The 16,805-nt window shown below is 68.8% G+C and carries 16 protein-coding genes; 6 read left to right on the top strand and 10 right to left on the bottom strand.

Annotation, left to right across the window (positions count from 1 at the left end; all coding sequences use genetic code 11):
* Window positions 1-6 precede the first annotated feature (6 nt).
* The 3 genes from EV653_RS00165 to EV653_RS00155 all read right to left on the bottom strand — a co-directional run bounded on the left by EV653_RS00165 (window position 7) and on the right by EV653_RS00155 (window position 2,637).
* On the bottom strand, window positions 7-690 hold the full coding sequence (locus tag EV653_RS00165; protein WP_134096749.1) for a response regulator: 684 nt from the start codon (window positions 688-690) through the stop codon (window positions 7-9).
* A 15-nt stretch (window positions 691-705) separates the two neighbouring features.
* Entirely contained in the window at window positions 706-1,071 is a 366-nt protein-coding gene (locus tag EV653_RS00160; protein ID WP_134096747.1) for a response regulator, read from the bottom strand.
* Between the two features lie 84 nt (window positions 1,072-1,155).
* Window positions 1,156-2,637: a sensor histidine kinase gene (locus EV653_RS00155; RefSeq protein WP_134096745.1), complete on the bottom strand. Its 1,482-nt coding sequence runs from the start codon at window positions 2,635-2,637 to the stop codon at window positions 1,156-1,158.
* 151 nt (window positions 2,638-2,788) lie between these two features.
* Between EV653_RS00155 and EV653_RS00150 the strand changes: the two genes are divergently transcribed.
* Both EV653_RS00150 and EV653_RS00145 read left to right on the top strand, forming a co-directional pair.
* Window positions 2,789-3,475: a GAF and ANTAR domain-containing protein gene (locus EV653_RS00150; RefSeq protein WP_238159475.1), complete on the top strand. Its 687-nt coding sequence runs from the start codon at window positions 2,789-2,791 to the stop codon at window positions 3,473-3,475.
* Window positions 3,476-3,605: 130 nt separating this feature from the next.
* On the top strand, window positions 3,606-3,824 hold the full coding sequence (locus EV653_RS00145) for an ANTAR domain-containing protein (RefSeq protein WP_134096743.1): 219 nt from the start codon (window positions 3,606-3,608) through the stop codon (window positions 3,822-3,824).
* A 48-nt stretch (window positions 3,825-3,872) separates the two neighbouring features.
* On the opposite strand, the gene EV653_RS00140 is transcribed toward EV653_RS00145, so the two are convergent.
* From EV653_RS00140 to EV653_RS00125, 4 genes are all read right to left on the bottom strand, one after another.
* Window positions 3,873-4,475, bottom strand: a complete 603-nt coding sequence (locus EV653_RS00140; RefSeq protein ID WP_134096741.1) for a TetR/AcrR family transcriptional regulator — start codon at window positions 4,473-4,475, stop codon at window positions 3,873-3,875.
* Window positions 4,476-4,616: 141 nt separating this feature from the next.
* The gene (locus tag EV653_RS00135) at window positions 4,617-5,483 is read right to left on the bottom strand and encodes an alpha/beta fold hydrolase (RefSeq protein WP_134096739.1); all 867 of its coding nucleotides are present in this window, start codon (window positions 5,481-5,483) and stop codon (window positions 4,617-4,619) included.
* Window positions 5,484-5,515: 32 nt separating this feature from the next.
* Complete coding sequence (locus EV653_RS00130) at window positions 5,516-6,511, bottom strand: NADP-dependent oxidoreductase (protein ID WP_134096737.1); 996 nt, start codon at window positions 6,509-6,511, stop codon at window positions 5,516-5,518.
* A gap of 145 nt (window positions 6,512-6,656) precedes the next feature.
* Window positions 6,657-9,356: a bifunctional acetate--CoA ligase family protein/GNAT family N-acetyltransferase gene (locus tag EV653_RS00125; protein WP_134096735.1), complete on the bottom strand. Its 2,700-nt coding sequence runs from the start codon at window positions 9,354-9,356 to the stop codon at window positions 6,657-6,659.
* 251 nt (window positions 9,357-9,607) lie between these two features.
* Between EV653_RS00125 and EV653_RS00120 the strand changes: the two genes are divergently transcribed.
* Entirely contained in the window at window positions 9,608-10,456 is an 849-nt protein-coding gene (locus tag EV653_RS00120; RefSeq protein WP_134096733.1) for a universal stress protein, read from the top strand.
* A 133-nt stretch (window positions 10,457-10,589) separates the two neighbouring features.
* Here the strand turns inward: EV653_RS00120 and EV653_RS00115 are convergent, their stop codons facing one another.
* Window positions 10,590-11,642, bottom strand: coding sequence for a zinc-dependent alcohol dehydrogenase family protein (locus EV653_RS00115; protein WP_134096732.1), 1,053 nt, complete (start codon window positions 11,640-11,642; stop codon window positions 10,590-10,592).
* A 252-nt stretch (window positions 11,643-11,894) separates the two neighbouring features.
* On the opposite strand from EV653_RS00115, the gene EV653_RS00110 reads away from it, so the two are divergent.
* Window positions 11,895-12,395 carry a DUF1579 family protein gene (locus EV653_RS00110; RefSeq protein WP_134096729.1) on the top strand — a complete coding sequence of 167 codons (501 nt, stop codon included), beginning with the start codon at window positions 11,895-11,897 and terminating at the stop codon, window positions 12,393-12,395.
* Window positions 12,396-12,464: 69 nt separating this feature from the next.
* Here the strand turns inward: EV653_RS00110 and EV653_RS00105 are convergent, their stop codons facing one another.
* Window positions 12,465-14,297 carry a copper resistance CopC/CopD family protein gene (locus EV653_RS00105; protein WP_166679245.1) on the bottom strand — a complete coding sequence of 611 codons (1,833 nt, stop codon included), beginning with the start codon at window positions 14,295-14,297 and terminating at the stop codon, window positions 12,465-12,467.
* A gap of 230 nt (window positions 14,298-14,527) precedes the next feature.
* Between EV653_RS00105 and EV653_RS40895 the strand changes: the two genes are divergently transcribed.
* Window positions 14,528-15,193: a response regulator transcription factor gene (locus EV653_RS40895; RefSeq protein ID WP_166679244.1), complete on the top strand. Its 666-nt coding sequence runs from the start codon at window positions 14,528-14,530 to the stop codon at window positions 15,191-15,193.
* On the top strand, window positions 15,165-16,286 hold the full coding sequence (locus tag EV653_RS00095; RefSeq protein WP_134096723.1) for a sensor histidine kinase: 1,122 nt from the start codon (window positions 15,165-15,167) through the stop codon (window positions 16,284-16,286). The genes EV653_RS40895 and EV653_RS00095 overlap by 29 nt, the downstream gene beginning before the upstream one ends.
* A gap of 17 nt (window positions 16,287-16,303) precedes the next feature.
* Here EV653_RS00095 and EV653_RS00090 read toward each other — a convergent pair whose 3' ends face one another.
* On the bottom strand, window positions 16,304-16,786 hold the full coding sequence (locus EV653_RS00090; protein WP_134096721.1) for a hypothetical protein: 483 nt from the start codon (window positions 16,784-16,786) through the stop codon (window positions 16,304-16,306).
* Window positions 16,787-16,805 lie beyond the last annotated feature (19 nt).

The raw sequence follows: 16,805 nt of genomic DNA, 5'->3' as shown, positions 1-16,805 counted from the left end.
CGGTACTCAGTGGGCGTCGAGATACCGGACCACGGCCAGCACCCGGCGATGGTCGTCGCTGGTCTCGGGGAGGCGCAGCTTGGCGAAGACATGCCGGACATGTTTCTCCACCGTCGCTTCGGTCACCCACAGCCGGCGTGCGATGCCCGAGTTGGAGCGACCCTCGGCCATCAGTGCGAGCACTTCGTGCTCTCGGGGACTGAGCTCGGCGAGCGGGTCGCCGGCCCGGCGGGCGTCGACCAGTTCCTGCACCAGGGCAGGGTCCATCACCGAGCCACCTCTGAGGATCCGCTCCATCGTCTCGATGAAGTCGCCCACATCCGTCACGCGGCTTTTCAGGAGGTAGCCGATCCGCTGGCCGGACGCGAGCAGCTCCATGGCGTGCTCGACCTCGGCGTGGGCCGACAGGACGAGGATCCCGGTGGCCGGAAACTCGCGCCGGATCTCCCGGGCGGCGTCCAGCCCTTCGGTGCTGTGCGTCGGCGGCATCCGGATGTCCACCACGACCAGGTCGGGCGAAAGGTCCCGCACCAGCGGGAGGATCCACACACTGTCGCCGGTCTGTCCGACGACCTCGAACCCCGACTGCTCGAGGAGGCTGGCCAGCCCCTGGCGCAGGAGTACGTCGTCCTCGGCCAGGAGAACGCGGGTGCGTGTCGCACCGCCATCGACGGCCGAGTCGATCGTCATCTCCTAACGGTAGACCTACCTGTCGTCGAGGATCCGGCGAAGAGCCACACCCGACAACGCTGTCTTGGACAGCAGAGCCGCGGCCGGCACGCTCTCGACCAGATCGATCAGGTCCTCCGCCGCGTGGGTGGAGATCAGAACGACCTGCGCGGGGTCCACAGTCGTCTCGGTCTGGATCCGCCGGGCCAGGTCGAGGCCGCTCTCGCTGCCGAGATTCACATCGACGAGTACGACGTCGGGCTCGGCGCCGTCCAGTTGCGCCAACGCCGCGTCGATCGTCGAGGCGACTCCGACCACGGTGACGCCGTCACTTTCGAGGCGGGAGCGGGCGGCGTCCAGGAAGTCAGTGCTGTCGTCGACGATGAAGCAGCGCAACCCCATGGCTCCAGAATCACGCGACGAGGGCCCCTGCGCATTCCAGCTAACGCGACTCTCTGTGCAATCGAACGTTGGCTCCGGCGGCCGTCAGCTGCCGGTCAGCGGGAACTCAGCGGTCAAGGTGGTCCCCTCGCCCCGGGGACTGTCGAGGTTCAGCCGGCCGCCCAGTGCTTCCACCCGGTCGCGGAGGCCGAGCAACCCGGTGCCCCGGCTGAAGGCCGCGCCGCCTTGTCCGTTGTCGCGGACCTCGACGCGGAGCGCGTCGCCGGTGATGTCGGTGGTGACCGCGACCAGCGAAGCGTGCGAGTGTTTCGCCGCGTTGGTCAGAGCCTCGGACACGAAGTAGTAGGCGCTCGCCTCGAGCCGCTCCGACAGGCGCGGCTCCGCACGGAGCGTCAGGCGGATGGGGATCGCCGACCGGCGGCCCAGCGACTTCAGTGCCGGGCTGAGGCCGCCCTCGGCGAGGATCGCCGGGTGGATTCCGCGCGCCGTCTCGCGAAGCTCGTCCAGGGCGTCGGTCAATCCGCCATGGACCTGGTCAAGCTCCGCGTTCAGCTCGGACAACTCCGGCGGCACTTTCGTCTGGGCCGTCTGCAGCCGGAGGGCAAGTGAGACGAGCCGCTGCTGCGCGCCGTCATGCAGATTGCGCTCGATCTGGCGGCGCGTCCGGTCGGCGGTGACCACCACGCGGGCGCGGGATGCCATCAGTTCGGCCCGGGCCTCCGCGTTCTCGATCGCGGTGGCGACGAGCTCGGTGAAGCCCGCGATCTGTGCCTCGGTCGCGGCCGGGAAGGGTCTGTCGCTGGTCTTGGAGGCGGCGACGACACCCCAGAGCCGGCCGCCCACGGTGATCGGGCAGCCGATCGAGGAACGGATTCCGAGGGCCTGCGCCTCCTGCGCGATCGCGCCGGATGCACCGGCGAAGCTGTCCAACCGGATCGGTCCGGCGCTGCGGCGTACCTCACGGGCGATGCTCAGGCCGTCGAGATCGAACCGCTCGCCGACGGCCAGATGGGCCGGCACCCGGCTCCAGGCCGCGACACCGGTGACCGTCCCGTCCGGTTCGTACCGCTCCATCCGCGCGAGATCGGCGTCGCACAGTCGGCCCACCTCTTCGGTCACGGCTGTGAACAGGGCACTCGGCGCCACCCCTTGAGCGACCTGAGTGGCGACCCGCCGGAGCGCGGACTGTTCGTTCGACAGCCGTTGGGCCTCCAGCGCCGCCCGCCGTAGCCGAGCCGCAAGCTCGCCCACGACCACCGCCGTCACGAGAAACACACCCAAGCCGATCGCGTCCTGGGCGTCGGCAAGCAGGAGGGAGTGCACCGGGCTGATGAAGAAGTACGCGTACGCCCACACGCTGAGCACGGCCGTGACGACAGCGAGTGGCGTACCCCAGAAGATCGCGATGGGCAGTACCGCGAGCAGATAGAGCACCAGCAGGCTGAGTGTCGGGACGTGGGACTCGCCGAGCTTGATGAGCCCGGTCACGGCAGCAACCAGCAGGCCGGCTGCGAGCAGTCCAGTCAGCCGGCGGACAACCGCAGAGCTCGTCCGGCGCCGCTCCATCCCACCACACTTTCCCCTGGACGAACGCTAACCGATAGGCCCCGACACTGACGACCACTGCGTCGTCGGAGGGGTGACGGGATAGATTCGGCAGCGCGGACTGAGGGTTTCCTGGGTGCTTGTCAGCCCCATTGACGAGAGGGCACTGGTTGTGGAGATAGCGCAGCTGTTCGAGGCGGTGGAGAAGGTGGCGGCATCGCTGCGGTTCCCACTCGATGGCGAAGACGCGGTGCGGATGATCACCTGGAGCGCGGCCGACACCATTCCCTCGATCGATCACGCGAGCATTTCACTGACCACCAAAACCGGCGAGATCCAGACGCTGGCCCCCACGGATGCGATCGCGGCACGCGCCGACGAGCTGCAGTACGAGCTGCACCAAGGCCCCTGCCTGGACGCCGCGATCGAGGAACCGATCGTGCAGGTCAACGACCTCCGGGACGACCCACGCTGGCCGGTGTTCGGTCCCAAGGCCGCGGATCTCGGTCTGCGAGCACAGGTGGCTTTCCAGTTCCGGGCCGACCCGAACGTGCGCGGTGCGCTGAATCTGTACGCCAACCAGCCGCGCAGCATCGGCCAGGATGACCGCCTCCTGGGTCTGATGTTCGCGAACCTGACAGCGGTCGCGCTCGGCTGGACCCGACACGCAACCAGCCCGGCGATTGCCTTGGACCCACGAGAAGAGATCGGCCGAGCCGTCGGCATCGTCATGGACCGTTACCAGGTGGATCCGGAGCGAGCATTCGCCTTCCTGGTCCAGGTTTCCCAGAGCGAGAACATCAAGCTCCGAGAGGTCGCCGCGAAGCTGGTGGCTGACACCGCACCTGAACCGAACTGATGCATGACCTACAGTGGAACAACCGCCGGGCGACCGTCGAGCCGGAAAGGGCGAGTCACCCGCAGTTGCACCATGAACGTAGACCCGCATCAGCCCGCCCAGCGGAGAAGGGCCTTGAAGGACGTCTCGCATGGACGCCGAAGACGATGAGCTCTCCGAGCCATTCGGAGACTGGACCCACCCGGCACTCCTCCTCGGAATCGCCGAAGGAATCCTGATGAGCCGGTACCAGATCCCCGCTCACGTCGCGAACGCTCTCCTCCGGTCGTGCGCGGCCACCGTCGGCCTCTCACTCGTCCAGGTCGCCGACTGGCTCATCAGCACCGGCCGCCTCCCCCAACCCGTCTGACCACGCCGTCCAGACAGTCCGTGAGTACGTCGGACCCGGCCCGCGCAATTACCTCGGCAGCAGGACGCGGACCTGGTCTCTGATCTCCTGCACGATGTCGCCGACCGGCTTTTCGATGTTGATCGTCGCAGCCATGCTGACGAACATGATCGCGGAGACGACGTGCGCGAGGGTCGCCGCGTCGCCGGCGGTGGTGCGCCCGTCTCGCTGCAGCACGTCGGCGATCGCCTTTTCGGTCTGCACGGTCAGGGCGAGCGCGTCGCGGTGGTGCGGCTCTTCGGGGTCGCCGAAGACGATCTCGCGCAGATAGGTCCGCCCGTTGTCGACCTGTTTGCGGTTGCATTCCACGACTGGCCGGATGATCGCCATGACGGCATCGAGCACGTCGGGGATGCTCTCGGCTGCCGACCTGCCTTGGGCGAGGGCGTCGGCGTACGTGGAGTTCTGCACGAGAAGGAGGAGCTCGCCCTTGGTCTTCGCGTAGAGGAACAGGGTGCCCGTTCCGATGTCGGCCTGGTCGGCGATCTCCTGGGTGGTGACCTCGTCGACCCCGCGCTCGGCAAACAGGTCTCGGGCGGCGGCCGTGATGCGTTCGAGCTTCTCCTGCTTGTTCCGTTCGCGCCGTCCGACCGGTCGGGAGTCGAGTGGCATGGCTGCCGTCCTTGTCTGCTGTGCGGGCTCCGGCTGTGTGGGCTCGAATGTGCCGGCCTCATTCTTCCACGGTGACGAGCGGGGCCCTTGTGCCGCGGAGCTCCGGACGGCGCCCCTCGCGTGCTTGGGCTGTTCGGGTGGTCAGCGCGCGAGGAACTCGACCGCGGCAGGCGCGAACGTCTCGTGGTACTGGAAGATGCCGCCGTGTCCGGAGTCGGGGTAGATGATCAGCCGGCTGTTCTTGATGCGTCGGTGCAGGTCCTCGGAGAGGATCGAGGGCACCATGCGGTCGTTGTCGCCGTTGGCGATCAGGGTGGGTTGGGTGATCTTCGACAGGTCGTCGGGGGCGGAGCGGCCCCACTTCTTGATTGCCTTGAGCTGGGTCTGGAAGGCCCTGGTTTTGATCTGTAGGTCGCGGTCGGACGTGCGCTCCTCGAGCCGGTCGACGAACGCGCGCGCGGCGGGTTTGCCGGTGGCGTTGCGGTTGAAGAACAGGAACTCCTTGGGGTCAGACCGGGTCAGGGTGGCGCGCAGGATGTCCCAGTACGTCGTGCTGGCGACCTTGTCGATGTCCTTGCCGCCCCTCGGCCCGGTGCCGGTGAGGACGAGCTTGCGGACGAGCTCGGGGTGCTTCACCACGAGGGCCTGGGCGATCATGCCGCCGAGCGAGAAGGAGAAGATGTCGACCTTGTCGAACCCCAGCGCCGTGATGAAGGTGTAGGCGTCGTCAGCCATCGCCTCGACGCTGTCCGGCACACGGCCCGTGGAGGCCCCGACTCCACGGTTGTCGAAGGCGATGACGTGGCGGCCCTTCGCGATGGGGTCGATGATCCGGGGGTCCCAGTTGTCGAGGGTCGCGGCCAGGTGGACGAAGAAGACGACGGGGATGCCGCCCTTCGGTCCGAGTTCGCGGTACGCGTAGGTGACGCCGCCGGCGTCGACGGTGCGGCCGCGAGCGTCTTTGTACGCCGTGGTGAAGCTGTCGTGTACGTGCCTGCTGGTGTTCATGGTGTTCTCCTGTTTCGTGGTTGAGATGGGTGTCACGGGCCGGTGATGACGGCCTTGCCGCGGATGCCGCCGACTTCCAGCGACTGCACCGCCTGAACGGTCTGGTCGAAGTCGAAGACCCGTCCGACGACGGGCCGCAGTACGCCGTCGTCGACGAGCGCGGTGATCTGGCGAAGCTGGTCGCCGCTGGCGTGCATGAAGAGGAACTCGTACGTCACGCCGAGGCGCCGGGCCTGGCGGCGGATGCGGCTGCTCAGGGCGGTCATCGCCAGCCGGAGCAGCGGGTTCGCGCCGAGCTCGCGGGCGAACGCCGCGTCGGGAGGCCCGGCGATACCGATCACCTTCCCGCCGGGGCGCAGAACGCGGAGCGACTTCTCGAGGTTCTTGCCGCCGAGACTGTCCAGGACCAGGTCGTATCCGGCGAGGAGCTGTTCGAAGTCCTGGCTGCGGTAGTCGACGACGACGTCCGCCCCGAGCTCGCGCACAAAGTCGGCGTTGCCGGCACTGACCGTGGTCGCGACCGTCGCGCCGAGGTACTTCGCGAGCTGGATCGCGACCGAGCCGACGCCGCCCGAGCCGGCGTGGATGAGGACCCGTTGGCCCGGCCGAAGATTGCCGCGCTCGACGAGCGCCTGCCACGCGGTCAGGGCCACCAGCGGCAGCGAGGCCGCTTCCTCGAAGCTGACCGCCACCGGCTTCAGCGCCAGGTCGGCCTCGGCGACCGCGATGCGCTCCGCGAACGTTCCGATCCGGTCCTTGTCGGGCCGGCCATACACCTCGTCGCCGAGCCTGAATCCCTGCACCCTCGCGCCGACGCCGATCACCGTTCCGGCGACGTCGTTGCCGAGGATCTGCGGCAGCTTGTACGGGAGGATCTGCCGGAATTCACCGGCCCGGATCTTCTCGTCGAGCACGTTGAGCCCGGCAGCCCGGACCTGGACAAGCACGTCATGCTCGCCGACCACAGGCTCCGGAACGTCCGCCTGCTGCAGCGGCTCCTTGTACTGACTGACGACGAACGCTCGCATGACGCCTTTCCTTCTCGTTCCGATGACTTGTCTTAATCTGAGTTGACTCAATAATGAGTCGACTCAGTTAAGTTGTCAAGGGCGTGAACGAGAGGGTGCCGTTGCCGCTGTTCGCGGTGTGCCTCCAGCGGCTTTGTGGGTGCGGTCAGTCGCCGCGCATCCGGCGGGCGTACCAGTCGGGCTCGGGTGTTGCCGGCGCCAGACGAATCCGGACGTCGACCGCGAAGGCTCCGGTCGGGCCGGCGACCAGCGGGTTGATGTCGAGCTCGGCCAGCTCCGGGACCTGCTCCGCAAGCCACGCGATGCGATGGATGACATCGAGAACCGCTGCCTGATCTGCCGCCTCCGCGCCGCGGTAGCCCGCCAGCAGCGGTGCGCATCGGAGCGAGTGGACCATGTCGGTCGCATCGAGATCGGTCAGTGGCAGCCCACGCCACTGCCGGTCGGCCAACAGGTCGGTGAGTACGCCACCGCTGCCCGCCATCAGCAGCGGCCCGAACAACCGGTCCCGCACCGCACCGATGACCAACTCGGTCCCGGCCGGCGCCATCGCCTGAACCACGACCTGCGGGTCCCTGGCCGCCGCCGCGACTTCGTCGTACGCAAGGCCGACCTGCACAGCATTCGTCAGACCGACCCGCACTCCCCCGATGTCGGTCTTGTGCAGTACGCCGGGCGCCGCGGTCTTCAGCGCGACGGGATACCCCGCCGTCTCCGCGGCCTTGATCGTCTCGGCGCGGTTCAGCGCAGTGGTGACCGGGATGACCGAGACACCGGCACACTGCAGCAGCTGGCACGCGCGGCGCGGGTCGAGCCATCCACCCTCGGGCTGGTGCTTGAAGAACCGCTGGACGACGGCTCGGGTTCCGAGGGCGTCCACCCGAGGAAGCTCGGGTACGACGCCCTGCGGCCGGGACCGCCACTCGGCGTACCGAACGGCGTGGGCGAGGGCGCGAACAGCGCTCTCCGGGAACGGGAACACCGGCAGCCGGCGTCCGTCGGTGAGCGCGATCTCCGGGGTGGCGTGCGTCGAACCGACGCAGTTCACCACGATCGGCAGCTCGGCCTGCGTGGCGGCGGTCGCGATCGTCGCGTAGATGTCTTCCACCCGACCCGCGCGGGTCACGGCGTAGTTGATCACGACGCTGTCGACCTCACCGCTGTCCACGATCACCTTCAACGCCTGCGCCAGACTCGCCGGCGAGGCGGCCGCGCCCAGGTCGACGGGATTGCCACTACTGACGGCGCCCGCTTCTTCAAGACGGCGCTGCACTGCCTCGCTCAGCTCCGGCAGCTCGAGCTCGAGCCGGCTCGCCGCGTCCGCGGCCAGGATGCCCGCGCCGCCGGCGTTGCCGACGACGGCGATCCGCCGTCCACGCGGAAGCGGCGGGACGGCCAGCACGCGGGCGGTCTCCACCAGCTCTTCGATGGTGTCCATCCGGAGTACGCCGGACTGCGCGAAGAGCGCGTCCACCGCGGTCTCGGGCGTCGCAGCCGCGGCCGTGTGCGATGCCCCGGCCCGGCGGCCGCCGACCGAACGACCGCCCTTGACGACCAGGATCGGTTTGGTCCGGCCGATCATCCGCGCCAGCCCGCCGAACTTGCGCGGGTTGCCGAACGACTCCAGGTACAGGCCGATCACGGTCGTGCGCGGATCACCCCACCAGTGCAGCAGCACATCGTTGCCGCTGACATCTACTTTGTTGCCGAGGGAAACGAACTCCGAGATCCCCAGGCCGGCGCGGCCCGCGTGCTCCAGTACGGCGATGCCCACGGCACCGGACTGCGCCGCGATCGCGAGTGTTCCTCGCGTCGGTGCCATCTCTGCGAAGGTCGCGTTCAGGCTCACCTCGGGAGCCGTGTTCACCAGACCCAGACAGTTCGGGCCGACCAGGCGGATGCTGTGCCGACGGGCAATCGCCAGCATCTCCCGCTGCAACTGGCGGCCGGCCGGGCCGAGCTCGGAGAATCCTGCCGTCAGCACGACCGCACCCCCGACTCCGGCCTCGCCGCATTCGGCGAGTACCTCGGCCACCCGCTCGGCCGGCACCGCGATCACCGCGAGGTCGACCTCGCGCGGCACCGCTGCGATCGTGGGGTAGGCGACGACGTCGGCAATCGTCGCGGCGTGCGGGTTGACGGCGTACACCGAACCGGTGAAGCCGCCGTTGACGATGTTGCGCAGTACCTCGTGCCCGATACCGCCAGCTGTCCGGCCGGCGCCGATCACAGCGACCGTCCGCGGGGAGAACAGCCGATGCAGCGAGCGGTTCTCGGCTGCGCGCTCACGGTCGGCCATCCGCTCCAGCGTCAACGGATGGTACGCCGTGTCGAGAACCAGCTCGACCACGCCGCTGTCGAGCTTGCGGACCTGCTCGAACCCCGAGTTGGCGAGCACCCGAAGCATTTTGGCGTTCACACCGAGCGTGTCGGCCCGCAAGCGCTGGATACCGTTCTCACGCGCGGTCGCAGCCAGCTGTTCGAGCAGCAGCGTCCCGATCCCCCGGCCGTGCACCGAGTCCTGCAGCAGGAAGGCCATCTCGGCCTCACCCGTTCGCAGCAGCTCGTAGCTCGCGATCCCGACGACGTCGCCGCCGTACTCCGCAACCAGCGCGACATGCCCGTCCTGCTCCGCGGCCAGGTGATGCGTGTACTCGTCGGCCATCGTCCGGCTGATGCCGAAGAACCGCAGGTAGATCGACTCGTCCGACACTCGGCCGTTCATCGCCTCCAATGCCAGCTCGTCGTCCTCCCGCACCGGCCGGATCCGCACCACCGACCCGTCTGCCGCCAGCACGTCCCAACCCGCGCCGGGCAATGCCTCAGGCCGCTCGATCGTCGTCATCGCGTCTCCCTCCGCCACCCCACCAGCCCACCGCGCGGGACCCGTGCCAGGCCAGTGCCGTTGGTCCCGGCCGCCAGGACCTTCGCCTCTAGGACGGCACGCGTGACCGGCGGGAGGCTGAGGATCATGCACCACCGGAGCCCCTGTCGCCGTGAGGTGCGCGAGTGTTTGACCGACCGGCGGGGGCACCGCCACGGCTACGTCCTGGAGCGCGGTGCTGCTGAGATCCGCAACTGGCAGTGGAGGACGCCATGGGAGTCGTTGTCGGTGTCGACGGACGACCGGACTGTGAGAACGCGATCCGCTGGGGCGCGATCGAAGCCGCGGCGCGCGGAGCCGAACTGCAGCTCGTGCACGCGTTCGTGTGGGCCGAGTTCCGGGTCCCGCTCGGCCCGAGCGACGTGGCGCCCGGACTTCGGGCCAATGCCGATCGGATCGTCGCGGAGGCGGTCCAACTGGCGCGCGAGTTCAAGCCGGGGCTGTCGGTGACGGGGCGCCGGGTCGACGGATTCCCGTCGGCGGTACTGCTGGCCGAGTCGAAGTCGGCCGATCTCGTCGTGATCGGCAGCCGGTTCGTCGGACGCGTGCTCGGCCTGGTGGTCAGCTCAGCGGGCATCGAATTGTCCGCCCACGCGCAGTGCCCGGTGGTCGTCGTACGTCCCACCGACGACGAGCTGGCCGGCGACGAGGTCGTCATCGGGTACGACGGCTCGCGGCCCGCGCACGCCGCGGTCGACTTCGGCCTCGACTACGCGCAGCGCCACGGACTGGCCACCCGGATCGTCGCGGTGCTGGACGAGGGCGAGGACGACGATCACGATCTGCTGGCCGGCGTCCGCGCCCACCCGCTCGCCCACGACACCGAGCTGATCGAGGTGACTGGACATCCGTCCGAGCTCCTGCTCGAGTGGTCGGCCGACGCACAACTGCTCGTCGTCGGCTCACGCGGCCGCGGCGGATTCGCGGGTTTGCTCCTCGGTTCGGTGAGCCAGACGATGCTGCACCAGTCACCGTGCCCCGTCGCCGTCATCCCCCAAGCTGCCCGATCATTTCCGGACGTACGCCGGAACGACGCAGCCGGCGCACCGACCGACGCGTGACTGCCCGGCTCGCCCGATCGCCATCCTCCGCTGAACTTCTCCTGGAGGCGCTCAACCCCAGGTCCCGGTCGGTGAAGTTGACGTACGCGGCCGGAGCCCGCGACAGCTTGTCGCGGGCCCGGCTTCTGGTGTGTTACTCGAATCCCTTGTCGCCGAAGAGTGCGACCTTCAGGGCGCCGGTGGTGGCCGGGTCGGCGAAGACGTCGTACGCGTCCTGCATCTCATCGAGGCCGAACCGGTGGGTGATCAGACCGGGCATCTCCAGCCGGCCGGCGGCCAGCATCGACAGCAGCCGTGGCGTGGAGAACGTGTCGACCAGTCCTGTCGTGATGGTGACATTCTTGATCCACAGGTCCTCGAGGTGCAGCGTCGCCGGCGCACCGTGGACGCCGATGTTCGCGACCGTGCCGCCCGGGCGTACCACCTGCGTACACAGCTCGAACGTCGCTGGGACGCCGACCGCCTCGATCGCGACGTCCGCGCCGAGTCCGCCGGTCAGCTCGCGGATCTTCGCCACCACATCCTCGTCCGGGCCGAGCGCCAGATCGGCGCCCCGCTCAAGCGCGGCCTTGCGCCGCGCGTCGGCCGCGTCGACCACGACAACATACGACGGCGTGAACAACTTGCTGGTCGCGAGCGCCGCCAGCCCGATCGGACCGGCGCCGACGATCACCACGGTGTCACCCGGCGAGACCTTGCCGTTGAGTACGCCGACCTCGAACGACGTCGGCAGGATGTCGGCCAGCAACACCGCCTCTTCGTTGCTGACGTTGTCCGGCAGCTTGTACACCGACCGGTCCGCGAACGGGACCCGCACCTGCTCGGCCTGCGTGCCATCGATCAGATGACCGAGGATCCAGCCGCCACCGCCGAGGCACTGACCGTAGTGTCCTTGCCTGCAATATTCGCAACGCCCGCAGGCCGTGATGCACGAGATCAGCACCCGGTCGCCGATGGCCACGCCGCGAACGCCGCTGCCGACGGCCGTGACGGTGCCGACCGCTTCGTGCCCCAGAATCCGTCCGGGCTGCACAGTCGGCACGTCGCCTTTCAGGATGTGCAGATCGGTACCGCAGATCGTGACCGCGTCGACGCGAACGATCGCGTCCTCAGGATCCTGAATCACCGGATCCGGCACGTCGCGCCAACTCCGCTGACCCGGACCGTTGTAAACCAATGCCTTCATCGCGAACCTCCCTGGACGAGACTTCCCACCGTCGACTCTGGCCCGGCTCACCGGCTGCCACAGCGGCCGAACATCACCGTTCGGCGGGACCTTCGGCCCTGGCCGACGCACACTCCCGCGGTTTGACTGAAACTGCAGAAGCACCGGCCCCGGGAGGTGCCATGTCCACCGAACAACCTGTGCTGGTGGGGATCGATCGTGCAGGCGTTTCAGGCACCGCCCATTGACCTCAACACCCAGAGGAGCCCGACGATGATCCAATCGGTTCCGCTGCCGCTGCGCGCCGGTGACGAGATGACGCGCCTGGCGCGCTTCTTACGTGACGTTCGCTGGACCGGCACGATCGAGGCCGGCGCCATGGGGCCCGACAGCCCGGCGATGACCGCGACCGGCGAAGGGCGACACCACGCCATCCAGGACGGGTTGTGGATCGTCGGCGACTATCAGCAGGACCAGTTCCTCACCGACGGAACCTTCGTCCTGCACTGGCAGCTGCACTGGGTCTCCGGGTGGGATCCCCCGGCCGGCGAGTACCGCGCCTCGGTGGCCGACAACTACGGGCACCTCGAACTGCTGTCCGGCCGCATCGAGGGCGACCGGCTCACCTTCGGCAGCATCGGCCGCCTACCCATCCGCACCCGGCTGTCCTGGCACATCGTCGACGACAACACCATGACCTGGCGCAACGAGGTCTCCATCCAGAACGGCCCCTTCGAGCTGGTCGAGCAGTACGTCTGCACAACGATCGCCTGAATCCGTCAGCGCAACCCCCGTCTGGTGCGGCAAACCAGCTTGCCGTTGGCAAGAGCCACCGTACGACGGTCACCGAACCCCCGACGGCTCCCGGTCCACGGTCCCGGGAAGTACGACGCGGGCCCGGCGATGCCGACGGAGGAGGACTACCCCGGCGGCCGCGGCGAGAACCGCGAGTATCAAGGCCGCAGCCGTCGTCCATGGCGCCAGCGGGCGGTTCGAGACCGCGACCGGTCGCGGCGCCAGACCCGACGGCACGACCCAAGTCGTCGTCAGCACCGCAGCACCCGGATGGTTGCGACCAGCAACGACCCTTAGCGGCAACGGCCCCGTCGCCTCCACGTCGACGGCCGCCTGCCACCGGCTGTCGCCCTGCGCACCACCCGCGGTACGTCGAAGGACGATGCCCGAGATCGATCCGAGGTCAGCGGTGAGCGTCGTGATCGGACCCGGCGACGGACGGCGGCTGCTCACCACGTCGACCAGCAGCAGGCTGCGTCCGGGCTGGTTCGGCCCGAGCGAGACCGTGATGAGGAGATCGTCCACCTGGTAGTCGGCGCGTGAGATCGCCGGTTCGGGCTTGTCGAACTGCGGACCACGGGCCGGCGGCGTCCCTGCCAGTACCACGGCCATCAGCACGACTCCCACACCGAGCAGCGGCGCGAACGCTTGTGCACGCCTCGGCGGAGCGGCGGCCGGTCGCAGCCGTCGTACCAGCCATGGGTGCAGCCGAACGGCGTGTCTCAGGCCGAGTGCCATCAGGACGCCGGCCAACGTCAGCTTGACCATTAGAGCCCGGCCGTACGGCGTGCCGAGCGCAGCGTCGAGTGTCGCGACCTGACGGCCGGTCAGCAGCAGCCCTGTAACCGTCAGCACCGCCACCGAGCACGCGCCTGCCGGACCGAACCTGCGCCAGATCTCGACCGTGTCCTTCCGCCGGCCAGGCAGCCGGGCGGTCAGGATGCCGAGCACGACCAGGCCTCCGACCCAGGTCAGCGCGGATGCCTGATGAAGCGCCAGCACGGCAAGCGTCAGCGGACCGCCCCGGGCATGGCTCGTGCCCGCACGGAGAACGAGATCCGCGAGCAGCAGGCACGACAGCGTCAGGATGCCCGCCCAACTCGATCTACCGCGGCGAGACTGGCGGACGAGCAGCACGCAGATCGCAACCAGAACGACCTCTCTGAGCGACCAACGCAGCAATTGGCCGGAGTCTTTGAGCACAGCCAGACCAGAGTCCGTCCCGGCTGCCTCAGACCATTGCCGGCCACCCCGGGCCAGCGACGCAAACACCGTGAGAAAGCCGAATGCGCCTGCCAGGCTGCGCAGCGCGGTCATCGGGTCGGCGGGCACGTCGTACCTGCCGCGGGTCAGCAGGGCGGTCACCAACACCCAGCCGCACAGCACCGAGGTCGCGGCGAGGTCGAGCCAGCCCAGTACGACGTCCGCCACCGTCCCGGCCGGACCGGTGACCGTCTCTGCCGGCCGACCGTTCGCGGTAGCGGCGAGGCCGACACCGAAGACGAGCGTTCCCTGGAGTCGGTGCAGGTCGTACTTCGACACCACGCTCCAGCGCAGTTCGTACACCGACCGCGGCAGCTCGGGAAAGCCCGTGAGTACTACGTGGATGCCTTGGTCGGCGATCCTTGCGCTCACTGGAAAGGCTTTGCCGTCCCGATCGGAGAGCGCGACGTCGAGACCCGCGGATGTCGGCGGCTCGGAGAACCACAGGTCGATCTGCCGGGGCGCGGCCCGGACCGTCTGACCGTCGGACGGGGACGAGCGGAGCAACACCGGGTGCGCCTCGGCGACTCCGGCTTGGCCCAGCCAGAGGATGCCGGCCACGGCCAGCAGCACCGCTACTTTCGCGGGTCCGCTACGTCGCCACGCCGCCCAGCTCATGCCCACGGTTCCCCCCTCGGACACCACCAGTCCCGGTCGTGACGATCCCGTACGACGCTGCGGGGAGACGCCAGATGACGGAATTCTCATCTGGTTGTCACGCTCCGCCGCGGCCGGACGGAGGTTCTGGGGCTTCCCTCCGGCGGCTCGCGGCGTCAATATGTGCTTGGGGCTCGGGGGAGCAACCGGGACAGCGGGCACGCCAGGCGTCGCCCGGCTGGGGGGAACGAATGACAACAGTGCTGGTGATCGACGACGAGCCTGAAGTGGTCCGCTTCGTGCGCCGCGGGCTCGAGGCAGAGGGCTATCAGGTGCTGACCGCGACCGACGGCGGCGAGGGCCTGCGGATGGCGCTCACGAAGCGGCCGGATCTGATGGTGGTCGACCTGCGGATGCCCGAGGTGGACGGCGAGGCGGTGATCGCGGCGGTCCTGGTCAGCAGCCCGGGGACCCGCGTCCTGGTGCTCTCGGCCGTCGCGGACGCAGAGGTCCGGGTCCGTTGCCTCGAGCAAGGGGTGGACATCCTGCCGAAACCGTTCTCGATCCGGGAACTGCTGGCCCGGGTCCGGTTCGGGCTGCGCGATGCGACCGGCAAGACAACCGAGGAGCTGGTGCTCCGCGTCGGCCGGATCGTGCTCGACATCCGCACCCGCAGACTCCGGGTCGACGGCACCGAGTCGGCCCTGTCGGAACGCGAGTTCCTGCTGATGCAGCATCTGATGCGCAAGGCCGACGTGGTCTGTTCCCGCAGCGAGCTGTTGTCGGCGGTGTGGGGCTACGACTTCGATCCGGCGACGAACGTCGTCGACGTCTACGTCCGCCGGCTGCGCGGCAAGATGACCCGTGACGTGATCCAGACCGTGCGCAATGTCGGCTATCAGCTTCAGAGCGCGTAACCTCGCGCCCGTCCGGGCCGGACGGAACACCGACGGCCGGACCGGACCACGCTGGCATCGCCTGACCGACGGGCTGCTCGCGGTCTTCGTGCTGGCCATGCTGGCGCTGATGAACATGATGATCGAGCGCGAGGTGATCCCCTATCACCTGTTGTTCCTCGGTCTGACGCTGGTGTACGGGTTCCGGGTCTGGCCGCTGCGACAAACCCTGCTCGTCACGTTCCTCGTCACCGCGAGCACCGGCTGGATCCTGGTCGCCCATCAGCTCCAGGACGGCAGCAGCCGGGCGGAGTGGGCAGAGATCCCGCTGATGCCGATGCTGTTCCTGGCCATGGTCTGGCACGCGCGGCGGCGCAAGTCCGCGCAGGACCAGCTCGAACTGATGTCCGAGGAACGATTGGCCGTCTTCGAGCGCGAGCGTGACTTCTTCCGCGACGCGTCGCACGCGATGCGGACGCCGGTGACGATCGCCATCGGTCATCTCGAGCTGCTCGAACCCGTGGTCGACACCCCGGAGTCCGCCGAGGACTACGCGATCGTGCTGCGCCAGATGGATCGGCTCTCCGCGTTGTCGACTCGGCTGCTCGCGCTCGCCAAGCTCGACTCGGGCCGGGCGCTGCGGTACGTCGGCCTCGATCTCGGCGAGTTCCTGGACGATGTTGCGCGTAACTGGCGCGAGAGCGCCGACCGGGACTGGGTCCTCGAGCGGCTGCCCGGCGTCCAACTCGTCGGAGCGGACCGGGCGTGGCTCGAGCTCGCCCTCGACGCGCTCATCGAGAACGCGGTGCACTTCACCGGACCGGGTGACCGGATCCGGCTCGCCTGTGATCGCTCCGGACCCTCGTACGTGCTCAGCGTCGCCGACGCCGGGCCGGGCATCCGGCCGGTCGACCTGCCACACGTGTTCGAGCGCTTCTGGCACCGCCGGCCGCCGGCTGCCGCGCCGATGGGTAGTGGGCTCGGACTGGCGATGGCCCAGGCCACCGCGCAGGCGCACGGTGGCCGGATCGTCGCCGGGCAGGCGCCCGAAGGAGGTGCCCTCTTCCAGCTGTTCCTGCCGGCCGCGAATGAGGCGGACGGCGCGGGCGGCTGAGGGCACAGCCCACGGGCTCACAGCACCGGCGCATGGCTCAACGTGAGGTCGCCGAGGTGGATGGATGCCCGCTCGCCGTGACGAAGAGCGCCCTTCGTGTTCTGGTAAACCAGGTAGTAGGTCTGACCAGCGGGCAGAGTATGACCCTGCTTCATCACCGAGATGCGCTTCGTCCCACCGTCCCGGTTCTCGCTGAGCAGCTCCGGCGGATGCTGTACGTCGGATTGGAAGCGCCCGGCCTTCTCGCTGTCCAGGACGACGTACGTCAGCGTGATCAGGCCGCCGTCGCCGACGACCGCGATCCGGCTGAAGCGGACGCCGTACTGCTGCTCGATCGCCGCGCTCTGCGGGAACGACGAGCCGGGATCCGCGGACGACCAAAGCTTGAGCCCGACGAGCAGGCCGACGACCAGTGCCGTCGCCAGCACTGCGCTCAGCACCACCAGGCGGTTGACTCCTCTGGACCGGCCGGTGGGCCGGCGGATTGTTGCCTCGAGCATGTGAGTTCCTCCCCCTGGG

The sequence above is a fragment of the Kribbella pratensis genome, assembly GCF_004365355.1.
Taxonomy (GTDB): Bacteria; Actinomycetota; Actinomycetes; order Propionibacteriales; family Kribbellaceae; genus Kribbella.
Note: the sequence above shows the minus strand (reverse complement) of the source record. Positions and strands in the feature narration are given on the sequence as shown.

Coding starts and splice junctions, on each gene's coding strand:
- EV653_RS00165 (WP_134096749.1), bottom strand. CDS start 690: ATGACGATCGACTCGGCCGTCGATGGCGGTGCGACACGCACCCGCGTT.
- EV653_RS00160 (WP_134096747.1), bottom strand. CDS start 1,071: ATGGGGTTGCGCTGCTTCATCGTCGACGACAGCACTGACTTCCTGGAC.
- EV653_RS00155 (WP_134096745.1), bottom strand. CDS start 2,637: ATGGAGCGGCGCCGGACGAGCTCTGCGGTTGTCCGCCGGCTGACTGGA.
- EV653_RS00145 (WP_134096743.1), top strand. CDS start 3,606: ATGGACGCCGAAGACGATGAGCTCTCCGAGCCATTCGGAGACTGGACC.
- EV653_RS00140 (WP_134096741.1), bottom strand. CDS start 4,475: ATGCCACTCGACTCCCGACCGGTCGGACGGCGCGAACGGAACAAGCAG.
- EV653_RS00135 (WP_134096739.1), bottom strand. CDS start 5,483: ATGAACACCAGCAGGCACGTACACGACAGCTTCACCACGGCGTACAAA.
- EV653_RS00130 (WP_134096737.1), bottom strand. CDS start 6,511: ATGCGAGCGTTCGTCGTCAGTCAGTACAAGGAGCCGCTGCAGCAGGCG.
- EV653_RS00125 (WP_134096735.1), bottom strand. CDS start 9,356: ATGACGACGATCGAGCGGCCTGAGGCATTGCCCGGCGCGGGTTGGGAC.
- EV653_RS00120 (WP_134096733.1), top strand. CDS start 9,608: ATGGGAGTCGTTGTCGGTGTCGACGGACGACCGGACTGTGAGAACGCG.
- EV653_RS00115 (WP_134096732.1), bottom strand. CDS start 11,642: ATGAAGGCATTGGTTTACAACGGTCCGGGTCAGCGGAGTTGGCGCGAC.
- EV653_RS00110 (WP_134096729.1), top strand. CDS start 11,895: ATGATCCAATCGGTTCCGCTGCCGCTGCGCGCCGGTGACGAGATGACG.
- EV653_RS00105 (WP_166679245.1), bottom strand. CDS start 14,297: ATGAGCTGGGCGGCGTGGCGACGTAGCGGACCCGCGAAAGTAGCGGTG.
- EV653_RS40895 (WP_166679244.1), top strand. CDS start 14,528: ATGACAACAGTGCTGGTGATCGACGACGAGCCTGAAGTGGTCCGCTTC.
- EV653_RS00095 (WP_134096723.1), top strand. CDS start 15,165: ATGTCGGCTATCAGCTTCAGAGCGCGTAACCTCGCGCCCGTCCGGGCC.
- EV653_RS00090 (WP_134096721.1), bottom strand. CDS start 16,786: ATGCTCGAGGCAACAATCCGCCGGCCCACCGGCCGGTCCAGAGGAGTC.